Origin of the sequence: Kitasatospora saccharophila, assembly GCF_039529925.1 — a bacterium.
Taxonomy (GTDB): domain Bacteria; phylum Actinomycetota; class Actinomycetes; order Streptomycetales; family Streptomycetaceae; genus Kitasatospora; species Kitasatospora saccharophila.
Genome location: NZ_BAAANS010000028.1, coordinates 39,176 through 63,597, shown reverse-complemented (window position 1 = coordinate 63,597; position 24,422 = coordinate 39,176). Strand labels below are relative to the sequence as shown.

General features: G+C 74.3%; 18 protein-coding genes. 5 read left to right on the top strand and 13 right to left on the bottom strand.

The features are described from left to right. Positions 1-3: 3 nt before the first annotated feature. From cydD to hisC, 11 genes are all read right to left on the bottom strand, one after another. On the bottom strand, positions 4-3,453 hold the full coding sequence (gene cydD, locus ABD345_RS21100) for a thiol reductant ABC exporter subunit CydD (protein WP_344553990.1): 3,450 nt from the start codon (positions 3,451-3,453) through the stop codon (positions 4-6). Positions 3,454-3,470: 17 nt separating this feature from the next. After that, the gene (cydB, locus tag ABD345_RS21095; protein WP_344553989.1) at positions 3,471-4,475 is read right to left on the bottom strand and encodes a cytochrome d ubiquinol oxidase subunit II; all 1,005 of its coding nucleotides are present in this window, start codon (positions 4,473-4,475) and stop codon (positions 3,471-3,473) included. Positions 4,476-4,486: 11 nt separating this feature from the next. Beyond that, a complete protein-coding gene (locus ABD345_RS21090) occupies positions 4,487-6,028 on the bottom strand; it encodes a cytochrome ubiquinol oxidase subunit I (protein ID WP_344553988.1) in 1,542 nt (513 codons plus the stop codon). Positions 6,029-6,229: 201 nt separating this feature from the next. Beyond that, complete coding sequence (locus tag ABD345_RS21085) at positions 6,230-7,693, bottom strand: sensor histidine kinase (protein WP_344553987.1); 1,464 nt, start codon at positions 7,691-7,693, stop codon at positions 6,230-6,232. A 1-nt stretch (position 7,694) separates the two neighbouring features. Beyond that, positions 7,695-8,456 carry a response regulator transcription factor gene (locus ABD345_RS21080; RefSeq protein ID WP_344553985.1) on the bottom strand — a complete coding sequence of 254 codons (762 nt, stop codon included), beginning with the start codon at positions 8,454-8,456 and terminating at the stop codon, positions 7,695-7,697. Between the two features lie 146 nt (positions 8,457-8,602). Beyond that, positions 8,603-9,232 (bottom strand): DUF5666 domain-containing protein, encoded by a 630-nt coding sequence (locus tag ABD345_RS21075; RefSeq protein ID WP_344553983.1) that lies wholly within the window; start codon positions 9,230-9,232, stop codon positions 8,603-8,605. A 15-nt stretch (positions 9,233-9,247) separates the two neighbouring features. After that, positions 9,248-10,450, bottom strand: a complete 1,203-nt coding sequence (locus tag ABD345_RS21070; protein WP_344553982.1) for an ABC transporter permease — start codon at positions 10,448-10,450, stop codon at positions 9,248-9,250. Continuing rightward, positions 10,447-11,223 carry an ABC transporter ATP-binding protein gene (locus ABD345_RS21065; RefSeq protein WP_344553981.1) on the bottom strand — a complete coding sequence of 259 codons (777 nt, stop codon included), beginning with the start codon at positions 11,221-11,223 and terminating at the stop codon, positions 10,447-10,449. The genes ABD345_RS21070 and ABD345_RS21065 overlap by 4 nt, the downstream gene beginning before the upstream one ends. Continuing rightward, positions 11,223-12,626: an efflux RND transporter periplasmic adaptor subunit gene (locus ABD345_RS21060; protein WP_344553980.1), complete on the bottom strand. Its 1,404-nt coding sequence runs from the start codon at positions 12,624-12,626 to the stop codon at positions 11,223-11,225. Before ABD345_RS21060 ends, ABD345_RS21065 begins: the two co-directional genes overlap by 1 nt. Before the next feature lie 215 nt (positions 12,627-12,841). After that, on the bottom strand, positions 12,842-14,134 hold the full coding sequence (locus ABD345_RS21055) for a TrpB-like pyridoxal phosphate-dependent enzyme (RefSeq protein ID WP_344553978.1): 1,293 nt from the start codon (positions 14,132-14,134) through the stop codon (positions 12,842-12,844). A gap of 105 nt (positions 14,135-14,239) precedes the next feature. Further along, positions 14,240-15,316 (bottom strand): histidinol-phosphate transaminase, encoded by a 1,077-nt coding sequence (hisC, locus tag ABD345_RS21050; protein WP_344553976.1) that lies wholly within the window; start codon positions 15,314-15,316, stop codon positions 14,240-14,242. Between the two features lie 287 nt (positions 15,317-15,603). Here hisC and ABD345_RS21045 point away from each other — a divergent pair, with 287 nt between their 5' ends. From ABD345_RS21045 to ABD345_RS21035, 3 genes are all read left to right on the top strand, one after another. Then, a complete protein-coding gene (locus ABD345_RS21045) occupies positions 15,604-16,761 on the top strand; it encodes a LacI family DNA-binding transcriptional regulator (RefSeq protein WP_344553974.1) in 1,158 nt (385 codons plus the stop codon). 199 nt (positions 16,762-16,960) lie between these two features. Beyond that, entirely contained in the window at positions 16,961-18,109 is a 1,149-nt protein-coding gene (locus ABD345_RS21040; protein ID WP_344553973.1) for a metallophosphoesterase, read from the top strand. A gap of 184 nt (positions 18,110-18,293) precedes the next feature. Further along, positions 18,294-19,163 carry a hypothetical protein gene (locus ABD345_RS21035; RefSeq protein WP_344553972.1) on the top strand — a complete coding sequence of 290 codons (870 nt, stop codon included), beginning with the start codon at positions 18,294-18,296 and terminating at the stop codon, positions 19,161-19,163. A gap of 233 nt (positions 19,164-19,396) precedes the next feature. Here the strand turns inward: ABD345_RS21035 and ABD345_RS21030 are convergent, their stop codons facing one another. Then, entirely contained in the window at positions 19,397-20,800 is a 1,404-nt protein-coding gene (locus tag ABD345_RS21030) for an MFS transporter (protein ID WP_344553971.1), read from the bottom strand. A gap of 121 nt (positions 20,801-20,921) precedes the next feature. Between ABD345_RS21030 and ABD345_RS21025 the strand changes: the two genes are divergently transcribed. Next, positions 20,922-21,917, top strand: coding sequence for an Lrp/AsnC family transcriptional regulator (locus ABD345_RS21025; protein WP_344553969.1), 996 nt, complete (start codon positions 20,922-20,924; stop codon positions 21,915-21,917). A 36-nt stretch (positions 21,918-21,953) separates the two neighbouring features. Here ABD345_RS21025 and ABD345_RS21020 read toward each other — a convergent pair whose 3' ends face one another. Further along, positions 21,954-23,168: a M20 metallopeptidase family protein gene (locus ABD345_RS21020; protein ID WP_344553967.1), complete on the bottom strand. Its 1,215-nt coding sequence runs from the start codon at positions 23,166-23,168 to the stop codon at positions 21,954-21,956. Between the two features lie 381 nt (positions 23,169-23,549). Here ABD345_RS21020 and ABD345_RS21015 point away from each other — a divergent pair, with 381 nt between their 5' ends. Then, positions 23,550-24,410, top strand: a complete 861-nt coding sequence (locus ABD345_RS21015; protein WP_344553966.1) for a SecDF P1 head subdomain-containing protein — start codon at positions 23,550-23,552, stop codon at positions 24,408-24,410. Positions 24,411-24,422: the final 12 nt, after the last annotated feature.

The window sequence follows — 24,422 nt, the reverse complement described above, 5'->3', positions numbered from 1 at the left end:
GGATCAGGCCGCCACCCGCTCGCCCGCCCGTTCCCGCTCGACCATTCCCGCCAGCCGACCGCCCGGCCGGGCCGCCAGCTCCGACCAGCGGCCGCGCTCGACCACCCGGCCGCCGTCCAGCACCAGCACCTCGTCCACGCTGCCGTCGTCCAGCCCGGCCAGCCGGTGGGTGATCAGCAGCGTGGTGCGGCCCGCGGTGGCGGCCAGCAGGTCGGCGGTCAGCGCGTCCGCGGTGGCGACGTCCAGGTGCTCGGCGGGCTCGTCCAGCACCAGCACCGGGAAGTCCGCGAGCAGCGCCCGGGCCAGTGCGAGGCGCTGGCGCTGGCCGCCCGACAGCCGGGCCCCGTGCTCGCCGACCATGGTGTCCAGGCCCGCCGGCAGGCCGTCCACCCACTCCAGCAGCCGGGCCTTGGCCAGCGCCGCCCGCAGCGCCGCCTCGTCGGCGTCCGGCCGGGCCAGCCGCAGGTTCTCCCGGACCGAGCTGTCGAAGACGTGCGCGTCCTGCGCGCACAGCCCGACCACCCGGCGGACGTCCTCGCCCGCCAGCTGCCGGGTGTCGGTGCGGCCGGCCAGCAGCACCGCCCCGGCCGTGGGCTCGACGAAGCGCAGCAGCGCCTGCGCCAGCGTGGTCTTGCCCGACCCGGACGCCCCGACCACCGCGATCCGCCGCCCGGCCGCCAGTTCCAGGTCGACGCCGGACAGCGCGTCCCGCTCGGCGCCCGGCCAGCGCACCGTCAAGTCGTTCACGGTGATGGGGAGTTGGACGGCGGGAAGCGGCTGCGGCGCGGCCGGCTCGCGGACCGGGAGCGGGGCGGCCAGCACCTGCTCCAGCCGCTCCCGGGCGGCCCGGGCCCGCTCCCGGTGCCGGACCGCGAGCGGCATCCCCGCCACCGCCTCGAACGCGGCCAGCGGCGTCAGCACCACCACCGCCAGGCACACCCCCGGCAGCGTCCCCGCCGCCACCGCGTGCACCCCGACCGCCGACGCCGCCGCCACCGTCAGGCCCGACACCAGCGCCACCAGCCCAGCCGAGAGGCCGCCCGCCGCGGCCGAGCGGGCCGCCAGCCGGGTCAGCACGCCGTCCGCGTCGGCCGCCGCGCCCAGCCGGCCCGGCAGCGCGCCCGCGACGGTCAGTTCGGCCGTGCCGGTCAGGGTGTCGACCACCGCGGTCGCCAGTTCGCCGCGCGCGGGCGCGTGCCGGCGCTCCGTCCGGCCGGAGACCCGGCGCTCCAGCGCCGGGACGGCCGCGCCCGCCAGCAGCAGCCCGAGCGCCAGCACCAGGCCGGCGAGCGGCAGGAACGCGGCCAGCGCCGCCGAGGCGCCCAGCGAGACCAGCACCGCGACGGCGGCCGGGAGCCGCCAGCGCAGGTGGAAGTCCTGCACCGCGTCGACGTCCGCGACCAGCCGGGACAGCAGGTCGCCGCGCCGGAACTGCGGCAGCCCGGCCGGGGCCAGCCGCTCCAGCCTGCGGTAGACCGCCGTCCGCACCCCGCCCAGCGCCTTCAGCACCGCGTCGTGCGCCACCAGCCGCTCCGCGTACCGGAACACGCTCCGCCCGATGCCGAACGCCCGCACCGAGGTCACCGCGACCATCAGGTACAGCACCGGCGGCATCTGCGAGGCCCGCGAGATCAGCCAGCCGGAGGTGCCCATCAGCGCGACGGCGCAGCCCAGCGCGAGGGCGCCGAGCAGGACGGCGAGCCAGAACCGGGGGACGCGCTGTTCGAGGTCCCCGTCGGGGAGCGGCTCCTCGTCCGGTCGGGGCCGCGGGAGCGCTCCTCCCGCTTCGCGCGGTTCCCCGTGCTCCTGGTCGCGCGCCTGCGGCGCAGCGGCCGGGCCCGGGAGGTGGACGTGGTGGTCGGCGAGGGCGGTGAGGGCCGGGCGGTGGGTGATGAGCAGGACGGTGCGGTCGAGGGTGCGCAGGGTGTCGAGGAGGGCGGCCTCGGTGACGGGGTCGAGGTGGGCGGTGGGTTCGTCGAGGATCAGGACGGGGCGGTCGGCGAGCAGGGCGCGGGCCAGCGCGAGGCGCTGGCGCTGGCCGGCCGAGAGGCCGTGGCCGTTCTCGGCGAGGCGGGTGTCGGGGGTGGCGAAGTCGACGTGCGCGGCGGCGAGGGCGGCGGCGAGCCGGTCCTCGCTCGCGTCGGGGCGGGCGAGCCGGACGTTCTCGGCGACGGTGCCGGCGAACAGGTGCGGGTGCTGCGGGACCCAGGCGACCTGGGCGTGCCAGCTGGCCGGGTCGGTGTCGGCGAGGTCCTGCCCGCCGAGCAGGACCCGGCCGCCGTCGGGGCGGACGAAGCCGAGCAGGGCGGCGGCGAGGGTGGACTTGCCGGCGCCGCTGGGGCCGGTGAGGACGGTGGTGCGCCCGGCCGGGACGGTCATCGAGAAGCCGGACAGGGTCGCGCCGCCGCGGCCGGGGTGGCGCACCGTCAGGTCCTCGACCCACAGGTCGGTGCCGGTCGGGGCGGGCCGGGTGCCGGTGGCCGGGAGCGGGGTCTCCAGCACCTCGAAGATCCGTCCGGCGGCGGCCAGGCCCTCGGCGCTGGAGTGGAAGAGCGCGCCGACCTGGCGGATCGGCAGGTAGACCTCGGGGGCGAGGACGAGCACCAGCAGGCCGGTCTCCAGGTCGAGGGTGCCGTTGACCAGCCGGAAGCCGATCGAGACGGCGACCAGGGCGACCGAGAGGGTGGAGAGCAGTTCCAGCGCGAAGGAGGAGACGAAGGCGAGCCGCAGGGTGCGCAGGGTGGCGCGCCGGTAGTCCTCGGTGATCCGGCCGATCGCCCGGGCCTGGGCGCGGGCGCGGCCGAAGACCTTGAGGGTGGGCAGTCCGGCGACCACGTCGAGGAAGTGGTGGGAGAGCCGGGAGAGTCCGGCGAACTGGCGGTCGGTGCGGGCCTGGGTGGCGTACCCGATCAGGATCATGAACAGCGGGATCAGCGGCAGGGTGGCGCAGACGATCGCGGCGGACTCCCAGTCGGCGCCGAGGATCCGGACCAGCACCACCAGCGGGACGACCACGGCGAGGGCGAGCTGCGGGAGGTAGCGGGCGAAGTAGTCGTCGAGGGCGTCGACGCCGCGGGTGGCGAGGGTGGCGAGGTCGCCGGTGCGGCGGCCGGTGAGGTAGCCGGGGCCGAGCGCGGTGGCGTGGTCGAGCAGCCGGCGGCGCAGGGTGGACTTCACGGTGGCCACCGAGCGGTGGGCGGTGAGTTCGGTGAGCCAGGCGACCAGGGCCCGGCCGAGCGAGACGCCCGCCAGGCCGAGCAGCTGCCCCCACAACCCGTGCCGGCCGTCCTGGAAGGCGCCGACCACCAGCGAGGCGATCAGCGCGGCCTGGGCGATCAGCAGGAGCGCGCCCGCCCCGCCGAGGAGGACGGATCCGGCGAGGAAGGCGCGGGTGGTGCGGGCGTGCGCCAGCAGCCGGGGGTCGATCGGGCGCGTCCGCTGCTGGCGGTCCATCTGTTCTGCTCCTGCGGTCAGTGGTGCGCGGCGGGGATGTGCTGGACGCCGATCCGGCGGCGGAAGACCCAGTACGTCCAGCCCTGGTAGAGCAGCACGAGCGGGGTGAAGACCACCGCGACGACCGTCATCACCTTGAGCGTGTAGGGCGAGGACGAGGCGTTGGTGACGGTCAGCGACCAGTCCGGGTTCAGCGTGGAGGGCATCACGTCGGGGAACAGCGACAGGAAGAGCATCCCGACGGCGGCGACGACGGTCAGGCCGCTGAGCGCGAACGCCCAGCCCTCGCGGGCCAGCCGGTTGGCGCCGAGCGCGCCGAGCAGGGCGAGGACGGCGACGACCAGCGCGGCCAGGCTCCAGCCGTTGCCGGAGTGCGCCTGCGTCCAGACCAGGAAGACCAGGGCGAGCACCGCGGTGGCCAGGCCGAGCGCGGTGGCCTGGGCGCGGGCCCGGACCCGGATCTCGCCGGCGGTCTTGAGCGAGGCGAACACCGCGCCGTGGAAGGTGAACAGCGCCAGGGTGGTGAGGCCGCCGAGCAGCGCGTACGGGTTGAGCAGGTCCCAGAGGGTGCCGACGTAGTTCTTGTCGGCGTCGATGTCGACGCCGTGCACGATGTTGGCGAAGGCGACGCCCCACAGGAAGGCGGGCAGCAGCGAGGTCCAGAAGATGGCCAGTTCCCAGTTGCGCTGCCAGCGCTCGCCGCTGCGCTGGTGCCGGTACTCGAAGGAGACGCCGCGGACGATCAGGCAGACCAGGATCAGCAGCAGCGGGATGAAGAAGCCGCTGAACAGGGTGGCGTACCAGTCGGGGAAGGCCGCGAAGGTGGCGCCGCCCGCGGTGAGCAGCCAGACCTCGTTGCCGTCCCAGACCGGGCCGATGGTGTTGATCAGGACGCGGCGCTCGGCGGTGTTCCGGGCCAGCAGCCGGGTGAGGACGCCGATGCCGAAGTCGAAGCCCTCCAGGAAGAAGTAGCCGATCCACAGGACGGCGATCAGGACGAACCAGAGGTCGTGCAGGTGCATGTGATCCGTCCTCAGTACGCGAAGGCGAGGGGCTGGTCGGCGTCCTCGTCGTCGGAGGGGCCGCGCAGGGTCGGGTCCTTGGCCGGCGGCTGCTCGGAGGTGTCGGGCCCGGCGGCGGCGTACTTGGCGAGCAGCTTGACCTCGATGACGGCGAGGATCGCGTAGAGCACGGTCAGCGTGGTCAGGCCGACCACCTGGGTGCCGACGGTGACGTTGGGGGAGACCGCGTCGCGGGTGCGCATCAGGCCGAACACCACCCAGGGCTGGCGGCCCATCTCGGTGAAGATCCAGCCGAAGCTGTTGGCGACCAGCGGGAAGCCCATGGTGAGGATGCCGATCCGCCAGCTCCACCGGGTGAAGAAGACGTTCATCTCGCGCTTCTTGGTGAGCATCAGCTTCGGCGGCTCGTCCTCGCCGGTGCGGTGCTCGGGGGCGAGCCAGAACTTCCGGCGGGTGGTCCACAGGCCGATCAGCGCGGCGGCGAAGGACGTCATGCCGAAGCCGATCATCAGCCGGAAGCCCCAGTAGGTGACGAAGATGTTGGGGATGTAGTCGTCGGGCTGTCCGCCGTACTTCGCCGCCTCGGCGGCGGCGGTGTCGTTGATGCCGGGCACCGAGGACGAGAAGTCGTTGTGGGCGAGGAAGGACAGTATCCCGGGGATCTCCAGCTCGACCGAGTTGTGGCCCTTGGACACGTCGCCGACCGCGAAGACCGAGAACGGGGCGGGCGCCTGGGTGTCCCACAGCGCCTCGGCGGCGGCCATCTTCATCGGCTGCTGCTCGAACATCACCTTGCCGAGGGTGTCGCCGCTGATCGCGGTGCCCAGGCCGGCCACCACGGCGATGGCCAGGCCGACCCGCAGCGAGGTGCGCATCGCGGCGGTCTTGCGCCGGTCGGTCTCCTTGCCCCGCTTGGCCCGCCACAGGTGGTAGCTGGCGATGCCGACCACGAAGGCGGCGCCGGTGAGGAAGGCGGCGGTGAGGGTGTGGAAGACCTGGACGACGGTGGTGTTCTGGGTCAGCACCCGGACGATGTCGGTGAGCTGGGCCTTCCCGGTGGCCGGGTCGATCTGGTAGCCGACCGGGTGCTGCATCCAGGAGTTGGCGGCCAGGATGAAGTAGGCGGAGAGCGCGGTGCCGATCGCGACCAGCCAGATGCAGGCCAGGTGGACCTTCTTCGGGAGCCGGTCCCAGCCGAAGATCCACAGGCCGATGAAGGTGGACTCGAAGAAGAAGGCGATCAGCGCCTCCATCGCCAGCGGGGCGCCGAACACGTCGCCGACGAAGCGGGAGTAGTCGGACCAGTTCATGCCGAACTGGAACTCCTGGACGATGCCGGTGACCACGCCCATGGCGATGTTGATCAGGAAGAGCTTGCCCCAGAACTTGGTGGCGTGGAAGTACTTCTCCTTGCCCGTGCGCACCCAGGCGGTCTGCAGGCCGGCCACGATCGAGGCCAGGCTGATCGTGAGGGGCACGAACAGGAAGTGGTAGACGGTGGTGATGCCGAACTGCCAACGCGAGACGGTCTCGTGAGCGACTGCTAGGTCCACTGCGCCCTCTCTCGGAATCTGCCTATACCGGACAAAAGGAAGATCTAACACGCGAACGCGCCGTACCATCCCAAGCTTGTCCGCTTGTGAACGTGAACACGTTCACAAGGGCAGTATCCATGATGCTTATCGGAGCGGTCGCAGGGGGGTGGCGTTTCGGACGGGGAGCGGCCGACCCGGGGTCGGCGGGCCCCCGGAGGGTCAGTGCTGGTGCGGCAGCGAGAGCCGGAAGGCCGCGCCGTCGCCCGGCGCGGTGCGCAGGGTCAACTCGCCGCCGTGCGCCGACACCAGGGCGCTGGCGATCGCCAGGCCCAGGCCCGAACCGCCGCTCTCCCCGGCCCGGCGGCTGCGCGAGGCGTCCGCCCGGTAGAAGCGTTCGAACACCTGGACGGCCTGCTCCTCGTCCAGGCCCGGCCCGCGGTCGGCGACCTCCAGCAGGCAGCCGTCCTCCGAGCGGCCCACGCCGATCCGCACCGCGGTGCCGGACGGGGTGTGCTTGACCGCGTTGCCCACCAGGTTGGTCACCACCTGGCGCAGCCGGGCCTCGTCGCCCAGCACCGGGGCGGCCTGCGGGGCGCCCTCGCCGTTCGGGCCGGTCAGCGCGACCGGGCGGCCCGGGTCCAGTGCGGTCAGGTCGTGCAGGGCGTCCGCGGCCAGCGTGCGCAGGTCCATCGGGGCCAGGTTGAGCGGGCGCTCCTCGTCCAGGCGGGCCAGCAGCAGCAGGTCCTCGACCAGCGCGCCGAGGCGCACCGCCTCCGACTCGATCCGGTCCATCGCCCGGTCCACGTCCTGCAGCGCGCCCATCCGGTGCAGCTCGGCGAAGCCGCGGATGCCCGCCAGCGGGGTGCGCAGCTCGTGCGAGGCGTCCGCGACGAAGCGGCGCATCCGCTGCTCGGAGGCGGCCCGGGCGGCGAACGCCGTCTCGATGTGGGTGAGCATCCCGTTCAGCGCCGCGGACAGCCGGCCCGCCTCGGTCCGGGCGGGCAGCTCCGGCATCCGGTACGACAGGTCGCCGTCGGCGATCCGCTGGGCGCCCGCCTCCAGCTGGCGCAGCGGTCGCAGCCCGGCCCGCACCGCGAGCGCGCCCAGGCCCGCGATGCCGACCAGCACCGCGCCGCCGATGGTCAGGAAGGTGGTGCGCAGGTGCGAGATGGTGGACTGCACGTCCGCCAGCGGCACCGCGACCTGCACGTACTTGGGCGCCCCCGGGTCGCCCGCCACGCCGCGCTGCAGCGGCAGCACCAGCGAGCGCCACTCGGTGGCCCGCGGCCCGGAGGCGGTGAACGGCTCGTCCAGCCGCTCGGTCAGCCCCTTGCGGTCCAGCCCGGGCAGCTGCGGGTCCGGGTCGGACTCGCTCAGCGGCTGCCGGATCACCGACAGCACCGAGCCGTCCTCGGCCAGGTAGCGCACCACGTACTCGCTGGGCAGGCCCTGGCCGGAGCGGCGGCTGACGGTCTGGGTGCTGCTGAACACCGAGACGGTGCTCTGCTTGGACGGCGTCCGGTGCGACAGCGGCTCGGCGAACCGGTCGAGCTGCTCGTCGGCCCGGTCCACCAGCTGCCCGCGGACGGTGCCCAGCACCAGGGTGTCGCTCACCACCAGGCCGGTGGTGACCAGCAGCAGCGCGAGCACCAGCAGGCGCACCCGCAGCGAGAAGCGGGCCATCTCAGCCGTTCGGCGGGCGGCGCAGCGCGTAGCCGATGCCGCGCACCGTGTGGATCAGCTTGGGGCCGTGCGCCGGACCGGAGTCGAGCTTGCGGCGCAGGTAGGAGATGTACGACTCGACGATCGACAGGTCGCCGCCGAAGTCGTACGCCCACACGTGGTCGAGGATCTGCGCCTTGGAGACCACCCGGCCGACGTTGGCCATCAGGTAGTGCAGCAACTTGAACTCGGTGGGGGAGAGCGAGACCGGGACGCCGCCGCGGGTGACCTCGTGCGCGGTCGGGTCCAGGGTGAGGTCGGCCACCACCAGGCGGCCGTCGTCGGCGGGGCCGCCGGCCCGGCGCAGGATCGCCCGGATCCGGGCGATCAGCTCCTCCAGGCTGAACGGCTTGGTGACGTAGTCGTCGGCGCCGACCGCCAGGCCCTGCACCTTGTCGCCGGTGCCGTCCTTGGCGGTCAGGAACAGCACCGGGACGTGCTCGGGGCTCTGCGGCCACTGGGTCTGGTCGCGCAGGCGCTGCACCACGGTGAAGCCGTCCAGGTCGGGCAGCATCACGTCCAGCACGACCAGGTCGGGGCGTTCGGCGGCGACCGCGTCCAGCGCCTCCTGGCCGGTGGCGGCGGAGGCCACCCGGAAGCCGGAGAAGCGCAGACTGGCCGAGAGCAGCTCGCGGATGTTCGGTTCGTCGTCCACGACCAGCAGGAAGGGCTCGCTCCCGGCCTGTCCTGCCGCCGCCGGGTTCGACTGCACTGCGCCTGACACGATTGCTCCGCCTCCCGGCCGGACGAATGGGCCACCCCGGACACCACGGGGCCTGTCCGCGGCGTCCGCCGGGCTGACCCGACCGGACACCGTCAGACAGACCCTAGCCCGACCAGGCTACGCAAAGTGAATGAAGATTGGATTAGTCATCCGCTCGTACCCGAACCGGTACCCGCGCCTCCCCCGGTGCCGCCGCCGGCGCCGCCACGGCCACCGAAACCGCCCGCGGCGTTGCCCTCGGTGAGCTGGGTGGCGTTGTAGGAGCCGTCCTCGGCCTTGCTGCCCATCACGGTGACGGTCTGGCCGGGCTGCAGGTCGCCGACCTTGCCCTCCTTGGTGGTGGTGACCTTGGTGGAGTCGCCGGTGGTGATCTTGACGGTGGTGCCGTTCGCCTCGGTCAGGTAGACGGTGGTGCCGTCCACCGACTGCACGGTGCCGCGGGTGAAGCCGCCCGCCGCGCCGCCGGGGAACTGGCCGGTGCCGCCCGTCTGCCCGCCCGCCTGGCCGCCCGCCTGCCCGCCGAAGCCGCCGTAGCCGCCGCGGGCGCCGCCGCCGGGGAACTGGCCGTTCGCCGCCCCGGCCCGGTTGCCGGTGCCGCTGCTGGTGCCGCTGTCCTTCTGGTACCAGACGCCGCCCGCGAAGGAGAGCACGGCGATGACGCAGCCGGCCAGCGCCAGGGTCGGCCAGGGGAGCTTGCGGCGCGGTGGCGCGGCCAGCTCGGCGGTGATGTCGCGGGCGTCCGGCGCGGTGGCCAGCAGCTCCTGGTCGTCAGACATGGGAGGAGTCTCCTTCTACTCGTGCCGGAGGGCGTCGATCGGGCGCAGCGCGGCGGCCCGGTTGGCGGGGTAGCTGCCGAAGAACAGTCCGATGGCGACGGCGATGCCGAAGGCGCCGAGCACCGACTCGGGGATCACCACCGGCTTGATGCCGACCACCGAGAAGTGCGAGCCGGCGATGCCGACCAGCACGCCCAGCCCGGCGCCGATCACCGACAGCAGGGTGGACTCGGCGAGGAACTGGCCGAGGATGACCGCGCGGGGCGCGCCGAGCGCCTTGCGGATGCCGATCTCCCTGGTCCGCTCGGCGACCGTCACCAGCATGATGTTGGTGATGCCGATGCCGCCGACCAGCAGCGAGATCGCGGCGACCGCGCCGAGCAGGACGGTGAAGGTCTTGTTGGTGGACTCGCGGGCGCTCAGCAGCGAGGTCTGGTTGCTGATCCGGAAGTCGACCTTGCTGGCGTCCTTGATGGCGTGGGTGCCCATCAGGATCCGGGTGATGTCGGACTGCGCCTCGGTGGTGGTCTCGGCGGAGGACGCCTGCACCAGGATCTGGTTGACCGAGCCGAAGCCGGTGAACGCGTTCTGCACGGTCGGCAGCGGGGCGATCACCACGTCGTCGGGGTCGTTGAAGCCGGTGGAGCCCTTGGTCTTCAGCACGCCGACCACGGTGAACGGGGTGCCGCCGATGGTGATCTTCTTGCCGACCGGGTCCTCGGTGGCGAACAGCTCGGTGGCGGTGGTCGAGCCGAGCACCGCGACCTTGCGGGAGTTCAGCACGTCGTCGGCGGAGAAGTAGTCGCCCTTGCCGACCTTCAGGTTGGAGGTCTCGAAGTAGGCCGGGTAGGTGCCGACGATCTGCCCGGGCTGGTACGAGATGTTCCCGTACAGCGCGGTGCCGCTGGTGGTGACCACCGGCGCGACCGACTTGATGGCCGGGGCGTCGGTGGCCGTGGCGAGCGCCTTGGCGTCGTCCACGGTGAGCTTCTTCGCGGCGGTCGCCGAGCCGCGCGAGGCGGAGGAGGAGACGGTCAGCGAGTTGGTGCCGAGCGAGGTGATCGAGTCCTTCACCGCCACCGAGGAGCCGTTGCCGACCGCGAGCAGCAGGATCACCGAGGCCACGCCGATCAGCACGCCGAGCATGGTCAGCGCGGAGCGGACCTTGTTGGCGGCCAGGCCGGCCACCGCGAAGCGGAGCATCTGCCAGGCGATCACGCGACCACCCCCGCGACGGCCAGGGCGGGCGGCGGCCCGTCGACCGGCGCCTGCCGGACGTCCGAGACGATCGCGCCGTCGACCAGCCGGACGACCCGCTTGGCGTGCAGCGCGACCTCGTCCTCGTGGGTGATCACCACCACGGTGCGGCCGCGCGCGTTGAGTCCGTCGATGATGCCCAGCACCTCCTCGGTGGAACGGCTGTCGAGGTTGCCGGTGGGCTCGTCGGCGAGCAGCATCGCGGGCGCGGTGACCAGCGCCCGGGCCACCGCGACGCGCTGCTGCTGGCCGCCGGAGAGCTGGTTGGGCTTGTGCCCGGCCCGGTCGGCCAGGCCGACCATGCCCAGCGCGGCCAGCGCCCGGCGGCGCCGCTCGGCGGCCCGCACGCCCGCGTAGGCCAGCGGCAGTTCGACCTGGGCCAGCGCGGTGGTGCGGGGCACCAGGTTGAAGGACTGGAACACGAAGCCGATCTTGCGGTTGCGGACCAGCGAGAGCTGGCCCTCGTCCAGGTGGCCGACGTCGGTGCCGTCCAGCAGGTAGCGGCCGGAGGTGGGCACGTCCAGGCAGCCCAGGATGTTCATCAGGGTCGACTTGCCCGAGCCGGAGGAGCCCATCACCGCGACGTAGTCGCCCTCCGCGATGTCCAGGTCGACGCCGAGCGGCTCGCCGCCGCCGGTCATCGGCCCGCGCAGGGCGTGCACGACGGCGTCGCCGTGGCCGTACGACTTGGTGACCTTGCGGATCTGGATCACCGGGGGCTTGGCGGTGCGCATCAGCGGGTGCCTCCGGCGCCGCCGCCGCTGCGGGTGCCGGTCCCGCCGCCGAAGCCGCCGGCCGCACCGCCCGCCGCGCCGCCGAAGCCGCCCGCCGCGCCGCCCGCGCCCGGGAACTGGCCGGACGGGAAGCCGTTGCCGGTGCCCGCGGTGGTGGAGGTCAGCTCGACCTTCTCGCCCTCGGTCAGGCCCTCGGTGACCTGCACGGTGCTGTCGCCCTCGATGCCGACGGTGACCTGCACCCGCTCGGTGGAGCCGTCGTCGTGCACCACGGTCGCGGTGCGGCTGCTGCCGGTGCCCTGGAGGGCCGCGGTGGGCACCGACAGGGCCTGCTCGGCGGAGCCGGTGGTCACCGAGATGGTGGCGCTCAGGCCGGTGCGCAGGGTCGAGGTGTCGCCGCTGATCTGCAGCGTCGCGCCGTACTGCACGGCCCCGTTGGTGGAGCTGGAGGGCAGCGAGGAGACCGACAGCACGGTCGCGTCCAGCTTGGTGTCGGACTGCGCGTTCAGGGTGACGGTGGCCGCCTGGCCCTTCTTCAGCTTGAGCGAGTCCAGCTCGGAGAAGTTCGCGGTGACCTCCATCCCGGACGGGTTGGTCAGCACGATGAAGCCGGACGGGGTGCTGCTGCTCGAACCGCTGCTGGTGGTACCGGTCTTGGCGCCGCTGGAAGAACCGGAGGAGCCGGAGGAGGACGAGCCGGAGGAGCCGGTGCCGGAGACGGTGTCGCCGACCTTGTTGGAGATCGAGGCGACGGTGCCGTCGGTGGTCGCGGTGAGCGTCGTCCCGGCCAGCGCGTCCTTCGCGTTGGCGAGCGTCGCCTCGGCGTTGTCGACCTGCTGCTGGGCCGAGGCGACCTGCGCCTGGTCCACCTTCACGGTGGTCGTGGTGGTCGGCTGCGGGGTGCTCTGGGCACTCGCGCCGCCGGTGCCGCCGCTGCCGGCACCGCTGCCGGTGCGGCTCGAACCCGACGAGCCGCTGCCGGACGTGCCGGCCACCGTGGTGGTGACCGTCTCGCCCGCCTCGGCCTTGGTCAGGTTGGCCTCGGCCGTGTTCAGCGCGGACTGCGCCTGGTCGACCTGCTGCTGGGCGGCGGCGGTGTCGACGGTGGCGAGCACCTCGCCCTTCTTCACCGCGTCGCCGACCGAGACCTTCACCGAGGTGAGCTTGCCGCCCGTGGTGAAGTCCTGCCCGGCGTCGGACGGTGAGAACAGCGTGCCCGATCCGGACACCGTGGCCTGGACCGTGCCCTTGGAGACGGTGGCGGTCCTGACCTTGGAGCTGGTCGCGGCCTTGCTGGTGCCGCTGTCCAGGGTGGTGTACGCCAGCGCGGCCCCGCCGAGCAGGGCCACGCCGAGCGCGGAGTTGACGAGGACGGCCCCACGCCGTCGCGGAAGCACCTTCATGGCGCAGAAGCATCGTCTCGTGCTCTTGCGCCGCTCTGTGCGGATCCTGAGTGCCGGCTGTGAGCAGCGATCCGGACGAATCCCCATGAACCGACCGCCCGGAGCCCGCCCGCCTACCGGCCGACCACCAGCCCTTGACCCTGCTCCCGGAAACCTCCCAGCAAAGTCCCGTCCCCGCTTCACGCGGGCCCGCCGAACGGGGACGGGCACCGGGATCAGTCGGTGAGCTTCCCCGCGAAGTGGTCCAGGTACGCCTGCATGTCGAAGTGCCCGTGCCCGGACAGCGCGAACACGATCGCCCGCGACTCGCCGGACTCCCGGCAGGCCAGCGCCTCGTCGATCGCCACCCGCACCGCATGGGTGGACTCCGGCGCGGGCACGATCCCCTCGGCCCGGGCGAAGGCCACGCCCGCCTCGAAGCAGGCGGTCTGCGGCACCGCGACGGCCTCGATCAGCCCGAGCTCCTTGAGGTGGCTGACGATCGGCGACATGCCGTGGTAGCGCAGCCCGCCGGCGTGGATCGCTGGCGGGGTGAAGCCGTGCCCCAGGGTGTGCATCTTCATCAACGGGGTGGTGCCCGCGCTGTCGCCGAAGTCGTAGTCGTAGCGGCCCCGGGTCAGCGAGGGGCAGGACGCGGGCTCCACCGCGACCGCCCGGACCTCCCGGCGGCCCGCCAACTGCTCGCCCAGGAACGGGAAGGCCAGCCCGCCGAAGTTGGAGCCGCCGCCGGCCGCGCCGATCACCACGTCCGGGTAGTCGTCGATCCGGGCGAACTGGGCCAGCGCCTCCCGCCCGATCACCGTCTGGTGCAGCAGCACGTGGTTCAGCACCGAGCCGAGCGCGTACTTGGCCCGGCCGCCGGCCGCCGCCACCGTCTCGACCGCCTCGGAGATCGCCAGCCCGAGGCTGCCGGTGGCCGCCGGGTCGGCCGCCAGCGCGGCCCGCCCGGCGGCGGTCAGTTCGGAGGGCGAGGCGTGCACCGAGGCGCCGTAGGTCTCCATCAGGGCCCGCCGGTAGGGCTTCTGGTCGTAGGAGACCCGGACCATGAAGACCTCGCAGTCCAGCTCCAGGAAGGAGCAGGCCAGGCCGAGCGCGCTGCCCCACTGCCCGGCGCCGGTCTCGGTGACCAGGCTGGTCACCCCGGCCGCCTTGTTGTAGTGCGCCTGCGCCAGCGCGGTGTTGAGCTTGTGCGAGCCGGTCGGGTTGCCGCCCTCGTACTTGTAGTAGATCCGGGCGGGGGTGCGCAGTGCGCGCTCCAGCCGCTCGGCGCGGACCAGCGGCGCGGGGCGGAAGCGGCGGTACAGGTCGAGGACCGGGCCGGGGACGTCCACCTCGCGCGGGCCGCCGAGCTCCTGGGCGACGAGTTCGGCGGGGAACAGCGGGGCGAGGTCGTCGGCGGTGACCGGCTCCTTCGTGCCGGGGTGCAGCATCGGCGGGAGCGGCTCGGGCAGGTCCGGCAGGATGTTGTACCAGGCGGTGGGGATCAGGTCGGCGTCGTACTGGCTCATCCGGGCTCTCCCTGTGGTGCGTCGTGCGCTTGCCGCAGGGAGTCCTTCCACCCGGACGGGGCGGGCAATCCGGTCCGCCCGCCCCGCCCGCGCCCTGACGCCGGGTCAGAGCTCCTTGCGGAACGCCTCCGCGGCCGCCAGGAACAGGTCGTTGCCCTGGACCTCGCCGATCGAGACCCGCGCGCCGTCGCCGGCGAACGGGCGGACCACCACGCCCGCCTCCGCGCAGGCGGCGGCGAAGTCGAGGGTGCGCTCGCCCAGGCGCAGCCAGACGAAGTTGGCCTCGGAGTCGACGACCGTCCAGCCCTGGGCGCGCAGGGCGGCGGTGACCCGGGTGCGCTCGGCGACCAGCGCCTCGACCCGCTCCAGCAGGGCCTGCTCGGCGCGCAGCGAGGCGACCGCGGCGTCCTGGGCGAGCTGGCTGACGCCGAACGGGACGGCGGTCTTGCGCAGCGCGTCGGCGACCGGCTCGTGGGCGATCGCGAAGCCGACCCGCAGGCCGGCCAGGCCGTACGCCTTGGAGAAGGTGCGCAGCACGCAGACGTTGGGGCGGTCGCGGTAGAGCTCGATGCCGTCGGGGACGTCGGCGTCGCGGATGAACTCGCGGTACGCCTCGTCGAGCACGACCAGGACGTCCGCCGGGACGGCGTCCAGGAAGCGGACCAGCTCCTCGCGGTGGATGGCCGCGCCGGTCGGGTTGTTGGGGTTGCAGACGAAGATCAGCCGGGTCCGGTCGGTGATCGCGGCCAGCATGGCGTCGAGGTCGTGGGCCTCGTCGGCGGTCAGCGGGACGGGCACGGGGGTGGCGCCGGCGACCTGGGTGATGATCGGGTACGCCTCGAACGAGCGCCAGGCGTAGATGACTTCGTCGCCGGGGCCGGCCGCGGAGAGCACCAGGGACTGGGCGACGCCGACCGAGCCGGTGCCGGTGGCGACGTGCTCGGCGGGGACGCCGAAGTGTCCGGCGAGTTCGGCGGTCAGGCCGCTGACCGCCATGTCGGGGTAGCGGTTGAAGTCGCCCGCGGCGGCGATCGCGGCCTCCAGCACGCCGGGCAGCGGCGGGTAGGGGTTCTCGTTGGAGGACAGCTTGAAGGCGTCGGCGCCGGCCGGCTTGCCGGGCTTGTAGCTGGGGATGCCGTCCAGGCTGGGCCGCAGGCGGGGGCCGTGTTCGGGCTGAACCACGGGGTTCTCCGTTTCTCGTTCCTCGACGGTGGCGTCGTTCCGCCCCCGGTCGGGTGCTGTGAACGATACCGACCGCCCTCACCCGTGCGGGTGAGATGCTCGTCCGGGTTACGGGCGCGGTTCGGCCATTCTGCCGGGTTCCTTTGGCACATGTCAGAGGTATCCGGGGCGGAAAACCGCGGCCTTCCCGGGGCACCCGGCCGAGGCGTCCACGGAGAAACGTATCTCCGACCTTCTGTAGCGAACCGGTCACGGACCGCCGTCACGCGCCATACGATCGGTCCGCCATGACAGCAGCAGCCAACCAGAACGGTCGACGGGCCACCGCGTCCCGGCGCCTGGAGCGGGCCGGCATCCGGGACGTCGCGGCGGCCGCCGGCGTGTCCATCACCACCGTCTCGGACGCCCTGAACGGCAAGGGCCGACTCCCGGACGAGACCCGCAGCCGGGTCCGCGAGGTCGCCGAGCGCCTCGGGTACCGGCCGTCCGCGGCCGCCCGCACCCTGCGCACCGGGCGGTCGGGGCTGATCGGCCTGACCGTCACCACGTACGGCGAAGAGCCGTTCACCTTCACCGAGTTCGCCTACTTCGCCGAGATGGCCCGGGCCGCCACCAGCGCCGCGCTCGGCCGCGGCTACGCCCTGGTGGTGCTGCCCGCCTCCTCCCGGCACGACGTGTGGAGCAACATCGCGCTCGACGGCACGGTGGTGATCGACCCGCCCGACCAGGACCCGCTGGTCACCGAGCTGTACCGGTCCGGGGTGCCGGTGGTCTCCGACGGGAAGCCGGGCAACTGCCCGGTCACCGCCTGGGTCGACAACGACCACGAGGCCGCCGTGCTCGGCATCCTGGAGCACCTCAGCGAGGCCGGCGCCCGCCGGATCGGCCTGCTCACCGGCACCTCCACCGACACCTACACCCGGCTCTCCACCGAGGCGTACCTCGCCTGGTGCGACCGGGTCGGCCAGGAGCCGGTGTACGAGGCGTACCCGGCGCACGACCCGGCCGCCGGGGCGGTCGCCGCCGACCGGCTGCTGGCCCGCCCGGACCGCCCGGACGCGGTGTACGGCCTGTTCGACCCGAACGGCACCGACCTGCTGGCCGCCGCCCGCCGCTACGGGCTGCGCGTCCCGGACGACCTGCTGCTGGTCTGCTGCAGCGAGTCCGACGTGTACGCCAACACCGAACCCCCCATCACCACGCTCTCCCTGAAACCCCGTCGGATCGGCACCACCGTGGTCAACCTGCTGATCGACGCGATCGAGGGGGTCGACGCGGACACCGGCACCGCGACCGGCCGGCTCTTCCCGCCGCGCTACCGCACCGCCGGCACCGGCCCGCCGCCCGGCACCCTGATGCCCACCGAGCTGATCGTCCGGGCCTCCTCGCAGCCCCGCGCCCCGCGCACCACCGTCAGCCCGCCCCGACCACCGGGCGAGGTCTAGACCCTTCCGCCCCGCACCGTCCGCCGACCGCCCCGCCACCGGTCGCCCCGCCCGCCGGTCGCCACCGGCGCGAAACGGGGCGGAACGGGATGGAACGGACACCCCGGCGGCCGGACCCGGGCCGGTGCGGGCGGGTCGACAGAAATCGGATACCGACCAGGTGAGGACGACGGGAGAGTACGCTTCCTATGATGGGCGAATGACACCCGAGGACCTCTTCCGCGAACCCGAGCAACCGCACTCGGGCCCCCGCCCCCGCCAGGACCTCGACGTGCTCCCGCAAGGCTCCTACTTCGAGCCGGCCGAACCGGCCGGCTACCCGTACGAGGAGACGTACAGCACCTACGGCGGCGCCCGCTACCTGGAACAGCACTGGGCCCCCGCAAGCGAGTTCGGCGCCGACGCGCCCGCGCCCGGCCGCCACTACGCGCCCGCCGGCCAGGCCCCGCACGAGGACCCGCCGACCATCGAGCTCGGCCCGCCGATCGACACCCCGCCCGTCGAGGTGCACTTCCCGTACCCGCAGCCCGAGCCCGGCGAGGGCCCCGGACCGCTGTTCGTCATCGGCGACGTCCACGGCTACCTCGACGAGCTGCTCGCCGCCCTCCACCAGCAGGGCCTGATCGACACCGAGGGCCACTGGTCGGCCGGCCGCTCCCGGGTCTGGTTCCTCGGCGACTTCACCGACCGCGGCCCCGACGGCATCGGCGTCATCGACCTGGTCATGCAGCTCGCCGCCGAGGCCGCCGCGGCCGGCGGCTACTGCCGCGCCCTGATGGGCAACCACGAACTGCTCTTCCTCGGCGCCTCCCGCTACGGCGACGAAGCCGTCCAGTCCACCGCCGGCACCGCCTCCTTCCTCGCCGCCTGGCGCCTCAACGGCGGCCAGCAGCACGACCTGGAACGCCTGCAGCCGCACCACATCAGCTGGCTGTCCCGGCTGCCCGCGATGGCCCTGGAGGACGGCCACCTGCTGCTGCACTCCGACACCACCGCGTACCTGGAGTACGGCGAGACCATCGCCGACGTCAACGACGCCGTGCACGCCCTGCTCGCCGACGAGGGCATCGACGAGTGGTGGGACGCCTTCCGCAAGTTCACCAAGCGCTTCGCCTTCCGCGGCCAGGCCGGCACCATGGCCGCCCAGGAACTCCTCGCCGTCTACGGCGGCTACCGGGTCGTCCACGGCCACAGCCCGATCCCGTACCTCACCGGCGACCAGCCCGAGGACGGCACCCCGCCGAACGTCCCCGGCCCCTACATCTACGCCGACGAGCTCGCCATCGCGATGGACGGCGGCGTCACCATGGACGGACGCCTGCTGGTCGCCCGGCTGCCGCTGAACTGACCCCCCGCGACCGGCACCCGAACTGAAGAACCGAACTCCCGAACTGACGTGCTGCCCGGCAACCGCACCGCCGCGCAGGGGAACTGAGCACCCGGAAGTTCCGGAAAGAGGCTGTCGGCCCGCTCCCGCGCACCCCTACCATCGAGGCCACTGACCTCCGTCGACCTCGCGGAACGGGGTACCCATGAGCAACCCCCCGCGCCTGCTCGCCGAGGACCGCGCCGACTTCGCGCGGCTGCTCGACGAAACGCTGCGCGACACCGGCGTCCGACAGGCCCTCGCCGAACCGGGCGACCACCTCACCGCCGAACAACTGCACACCAAGGCGCTCGCCGACGCCGACACCGTCGCCGCACCCGCCGCCCCCGAGTACGCCCACTACCTGGCACTGCGCAGCGCGCTCGCCGAACACCCCGGCACCGCGCCGCCCGCCGGCGCCGGACTGTTCCCCGTCCTCACCGTGCTCACCCCCGTCCTGGCCGGCGCCGCCGGACTCGTCCTGCTGCTGCTCGGCTGGCTGCTGCGCGCCGCCGCGCCCTCGCTCGCCCTCGGCCGCTCCACCGTCACCGCCGGCGTCGTCGCCCTCGCCATCGCCGCCGCCGCCCTGCTGATCGGCGGCGCCGGGCTCGTCCTCACCGCCCTGCGCGACGCCTCCGCCGGCCCCGACCAGGCCGACCCCCAGCAGCACGCCGACCTCGCCGAAGCCCGCGCCGCCTGGCGCGAGGCGCTCCGCGAACGCGCCCTGCTGCCCTGGCTGCACGCCAACCTGGCCGCCGCCCCGGCCACCACCCCGCTCCCGCACGCCCGGCCCGCCCCGCCCGACCTGCACAGCCCCGGCTACAGCCGCGCCGCCTACTCCTCCCCCGGCTTCAGCAGCCCCGGCGTCGAGGGCCTCACCGACGGACGGGGCCGCCCCCGCGAACGCTCCGCCGAGTTCACCGGCCCCGGTTACTCCTCCCCCGACTTCACCAGCCCGGGACCGGAGGGGCTCACCGACGAGAAGGGGCGGCCCCGCCCCGAGGGTCCGGGGTTCACGGGGCCCAACGAGGTCTGAGAGAGCACCACCAGGGGCTCGGGGAACGGCGAGCCCGTGGCTGCTGGCGGTTCACTGCCGTTGCGCGCATCTGCTTCCGGTTCCGTTCACTACACGCAGCAGCCCCGACCTCCGACGGGCTCCGGCCACCAGCAGCACGGACCCGCCGTTCCCCGGGCCCCTGATTGCTCCCGAGCCGCCTGCCGACAGTTCCCCGGGCCCCTGATGGAACGGCCGGAACCGGACCGGACCGGTCAGGCCGCCGGCTTGCGCCGCAGCGCCAGCGCCACCGGCACGCCCAGGCCGCACAGCAGCGCGCAGCCCGTCCAGACCAGGGTGTAGGCGCCCTCGGAGGGAATCCCGGGGCGCAGCAGCAGGTGGTCCAGGACCGCCGCCGCGGCCACCCCGGCCACCGCTCCGGCCAGGGACTTCAGGGTGTTGTACACGCCCGTGCCGATGCCGGTCTGGTCGGCCGGGAGGCGTCGCATCAGCAGCGCGGGCAGCAGGCTCAGCCCCAGGCCCGCCCCGTAGCCCGCCAGCGCGCCGCCGATCACGAACTGCCAGGCCGCCGTGTGCCCGAGGGCGATCAGGCCGTAGCCCGCGGCGCACAGGGCGAAGCCGCCGGCCAGGACGGTGGAGACCCGGTGTCGCGTGGTCAGCCGGTGCGCCGTCACCGCGCCCAGGGTGGCCGCCGCGGTCTGCGGCAGCACCAGCAGGCCCAGTACCAGCGGTACCGCGCCCAGCCCGTAGCCGGTCTCCGCGGGCTTCGCCGCCTCGAAGGCCAGCGTCGGGCCCTGCGCCCCGTACAGCGCGCAGCCCAGCAGGAAGCTCAGGCCGAACACCGGGGCGGTGGCCCGCCGGGCCAGCAGTCGCACGTCCACCATCGGGGTGCCGGTGCGCAGTTCCTGGCGGACGAACAGGGCCAGCAGCAGCGCCCCGGCCGCCGGCAGCGGCAGCGTGACCGCGCCCGGCAGCACCCCGCTCGCGCCCAGGCCGGACAGCAGCAGGGTCAGGCCCAGCGAGAGCAGGGCCGCCCCGGCCCAGTCGATCCGGCCCGCCGCCCGGGTCGCCGACTCCGGGACGAGCCACCACACCACCGGCAGCGCCAGCACCGGCAGCGCCGCCAGCGCCCACAGCAGCGGGCGGGTCGCCGCCGGGTCCGCGCCCAGGCCGCCGACCGCGATCGCGCCCAGCGTCGAGCCCACCGTCAGCGCGCCCACCAGCGGGCCGACCGCCCGTCCGCCGCGCTCCTCGCCGAGGCGGTCGCGCAGGATCGCGAACTCCAGCGGCAGCCAGCAGGCCAGGAACCCGGCCAGCGCCCGGCCGGCCAGCAGCACCGGCAGATCGGGGGCCAGCGCGGTGACCGCGAAGCCCAGCAGGGTGAGCAGCACGGTGGCCCGCAGCAGCCGCCGGTGCCCGTACAGGTCGCCCAGCCGCGAGGTCAGCGGCACCGCGACGCCCGACACCAGGAACTCCACGCCCAGTGCCAGGCTCAGGTCGGAGGCCCGCAGGTCCAGGTGCTCGCCGAGCCGGGGCAGCAGGATCGGGAACCCGCCCTGCAGCACCCCGCTGGCGAACTCCACCAGTGCGAGTAGCGGGACGGCGGAGGCGGCGGCCCGGGGGAGGCGGGACGGTCGGGGTGCGGCGGCGACGGTCATCGGCGGTTCCGTGGGGGTGCGGAGGGTGGTGGGGGTGGCGGCAAGGATGGCTAACCTGGAGGCCACCGCACCGCCCACGCACGAATCCGTTCCTGCGGCCGACCCCGCGCAAGGATCAGCCATGATCGACGAACTCGACCTGGCGCTCGTCGACGCCCTCCGGGTCGACCCGCGAGCCCCCTGGTCCCGGCTGGCCGCCCCGCTCGGCGTCGATCCCGCCACCCTCTCCCGCCGCTGGTCCCGGCTCACCGCGAACGGCGACGCCTGGGTCACCTGCTACCCCTCCGCCGACCGGATCGGCGCCGGTCTCACCGCCCTCGTCCAGGTCGACTGCCCCGCCGACCGGGTCACCGAGGTCGCCGCGGCCGTCGCCCGGCACCCGCAGACCGCCAGCATCGAGCTGGTCACCGGCGACGCCGACCTGCTGCTCACCGTCGCCGCGTACGACCGCGCCTCGCTCACCGCCTACCTGGTGGACCGGCTCGGCGCCGTCCCCGGCGTCCTGCGCACCCGGACCACCCTGGTCGAACGCACCCTGGTCGAGGGCAGCCGGTTCTCCAACGGCGCGCTGGACGCCGAGCAGCGCCGCGCCATCGCCGCTCCCCCGCCCGGCGGGGCCAAGCCGGTCGCCGACCGCCGGGTCGAGGAGGACCTCGCCCTGATCCAGGCCCTCGGCGCCGACGGCCGGATGCCCTACGCCGAACTCGCCGACCGGACCGGCTTGCCCGCCACCACCGTCCGCCGCCGACTGGCCGAACTGCGGGACTCCGGAAGGGCGGTGCTGCGCTGCGACGCCTCCCCGCGGGTCACCGGCCACCCCGTCGGCGCGATGCTCTGGCTGGACGTCCCGCCCGCGGCCCTGCCCGACGCCGTCCGCCGGCTCAGCGCCCTGCCGCAGACCCGGATGTGCGCCGTCACCGTCGGCCCCGCCAACCTCGTCCTCTACCTGATCGCCCCGCAACTCCCCGACCTGCGCCGGATCGAGCAGGACCTGGCCCACCACCACCCGGCGGTCCGGGTCCACGACCGGCACGTCACCCTGCGCACCCCCAAACTGGTCGGCCACCTCCTCACCCCGGACGGCCGCCGGACCGGCTACGTCCCGATCCAGCCCTGACGGGAAGAACGGCGGGAAGCGCGTTCAGGGGCTCTTCTACCGCACCTTGCCGAGCGCCAGCGCCGCCAGCAGGGCCGCCGCGTCGCCCAGGATCCCGTCGTCGAAGCGGGCCTCGGCGGAGTGGTTGTACGGGGCGGTGAACGGGTCGACCTCCGGGGAGCAGGCGCCGAACATCACGTACGCGGCGGGGACGTGCTCGGCCAGCACCCCGAAGTCCTCGGAGCCGGCCACCGGCCGTGGCATCTCGAAGTAGTGGTCGTCGCCCAGGAGTTCGCGGGCGGTGCGTTCGGCGTACGCGGCCTCGGCGGGGTCGTTGGCGGTCACCGGGTAGCCGTGCTCGACGACCGCGTCGACCTGGCAGCCGTGCGCCTCGCCGATGCCCCGGACCACCCGGACGGCCTCGGCGAGGACCAGTTCGCGGGCGGCGGGGGAGAAGGAGCGGACGGTCGCGCCGAAGGCGGCCTCGTCGGGGATGACGTTCTCCGCGGTGCCCGCGTGGAAGGTGCCGACGGTCAGCACGACCGGGTCGAAGGCGTCGAAGCGGCGGGTGACCATGGTCTGCAGGGCGAGCACCGCCGCGCAGGCGACCGGGACGGGGTCGACCGCCAGGTGCGGGCTGGAGCCGTGGCCGCCGCGGCCCCGGACCACCACCTTCAGGGTGTCGGAGGCCGCCATGATCGGCCCGGGCCGGCCGGCCACGTAGCCGGCGGGCAGCAGGGCGGCACCGACGTGCAGGGCGTACGCGGCGCTGACCCGTTCGCCGGCCGCGTCCAGGACGCCGTCCTCGACCATCAGGGCGGCGCCGCCGTCGCCCTCCTCGCCGGGCTGGAACATGAACACCACGCTGCCGGCCAGCTCTTCGCGGCGGTCGGCGAGCAGCCGGGCTGCGCCGACCAGCGCGGCGGTGTGCAGGTCGTGGCCGCAGGCGTGCATCGCGCCCGGGTTCTCGGAGGCGTACGGGAGGCCGGTGTTCTCCGGCACGGGCAGCGCGTCGAGGTCGGCCCGCAGCAGGACGGCGGGGCCGGGGCGGGCGCCGCGCAGGACGGCGGTGACGGAGGAGAGCCGCTCGCCAAGGGTGATCTCCAGCGGCAGGCCGTCGAGGGCGTCGAGGATCCGGGCCCGGGTGCGCGGCAGGTGGAGCCCGATCTCGGGGTCGCGGTGCAGGGCGCGCCGCAGTTCGACGAGTTCGGGGTGGAGCGCGGCGGCGTCGCGGCGGAGTCCGTCGAGCGGGGGGTGAACGTCGGCCGACATGGGTGCGCCTCCAGGGTGGACGGGGAGCGGACGGTTCCCCGGCATCCTGGCCCCGGCCCGGCCCGGCCCGGCCCGTGCGCACGGATCACCCGGGATCGGCGGGTGCCGCGCACGGATCTTCCAGCCCGGCGGCCCGCTCCGGGGGCGCGGCCGCCGGCAGCACGGCCGCGACCACCCCTGCCTCGGGACGGTCCCGGGCCCCGGCACCGCCCCCGGCACCGCCCCCGCCCCCGCCCCCGGGGGAATGCGGTGCCCGCCCCGACAGCCGTCCGATCGCCCACGAATGCCCCCTTCCCAGGACCGGCCCAACTCGGCCACAGCAGTGGCCGATTGGCCCGTAACCCGCCCGGATCCCCCCGGCCGACTGCCACAATGACCGCCATGACGAACCCCCGGCGCACCGCGGGCACCGCCGCCCTCCTGCTCGCCTGCGCCCTCGGCGCCGCCGCCTGCGGGTCCTCCGCTCCGCCCGCCCCGGCGCCCGTCCCGGCGTCGACCGGACCGACCGCCACCGGACCCGAGACGAACACCGTCTTCACCACCGACCGGCCGCTGGACTCCGGGGAGCTCACCCTGGCCGCCGAGCAGCTGCGCCACCGGGCCGAGTTGCTCGGTCTGCCGAACCCCCGGGTGAAGGCCGGTGACGGCACCCTGACGCTCACCACCGCCGGGCCGGTCGCCGACCGGCTCGCCGCGCTCACCCACCGGGCCGCGCTGGAGATCCGCCCGGTGCTGGCCGCGGTGGTCGACGCCACCCCCGCCCCCGCGGACGCCCCGGACCGGTGGCGGGACCGCCTGGCCGCCCTGGACTGCGCCGCCCCGGCCGCCCAGGCCGCGCCCGGCACCGAACTGCTGGCCTGCGACCGCGCCGACCCGTCCGGGGTCCGCTCGAAGCTCGCGCTCGGCCCGATCGCGGTCCAGGGCTCCGAGATCGCCGACAGCAGCGCCGCAGCCGACACCAACGGCGCCGGCTGGCAGGTGCGGGTGCACTTCACCCCGGCCGGCGGCACCGCCTTCGCCGACCTCACCGGCCGGATCGCCCAACTCCAGGAGCCGGAGAACCAGTTGGCCATCCTGGTGGACGGATACGTCCTCTCGCACCCCTTCGTCGTGGAGGCCATCACCGGCGGACAGGCCGCCGTCACCGGCGCCTTCACCAAGGAGCAGGCCGAGGAACTCGCCGCCCAACTCGCCACCCAGGCCCTCCCCGCCGACCTCCACCCCGTCGGCGCGACGCCCTGACCTCCGGCCCGC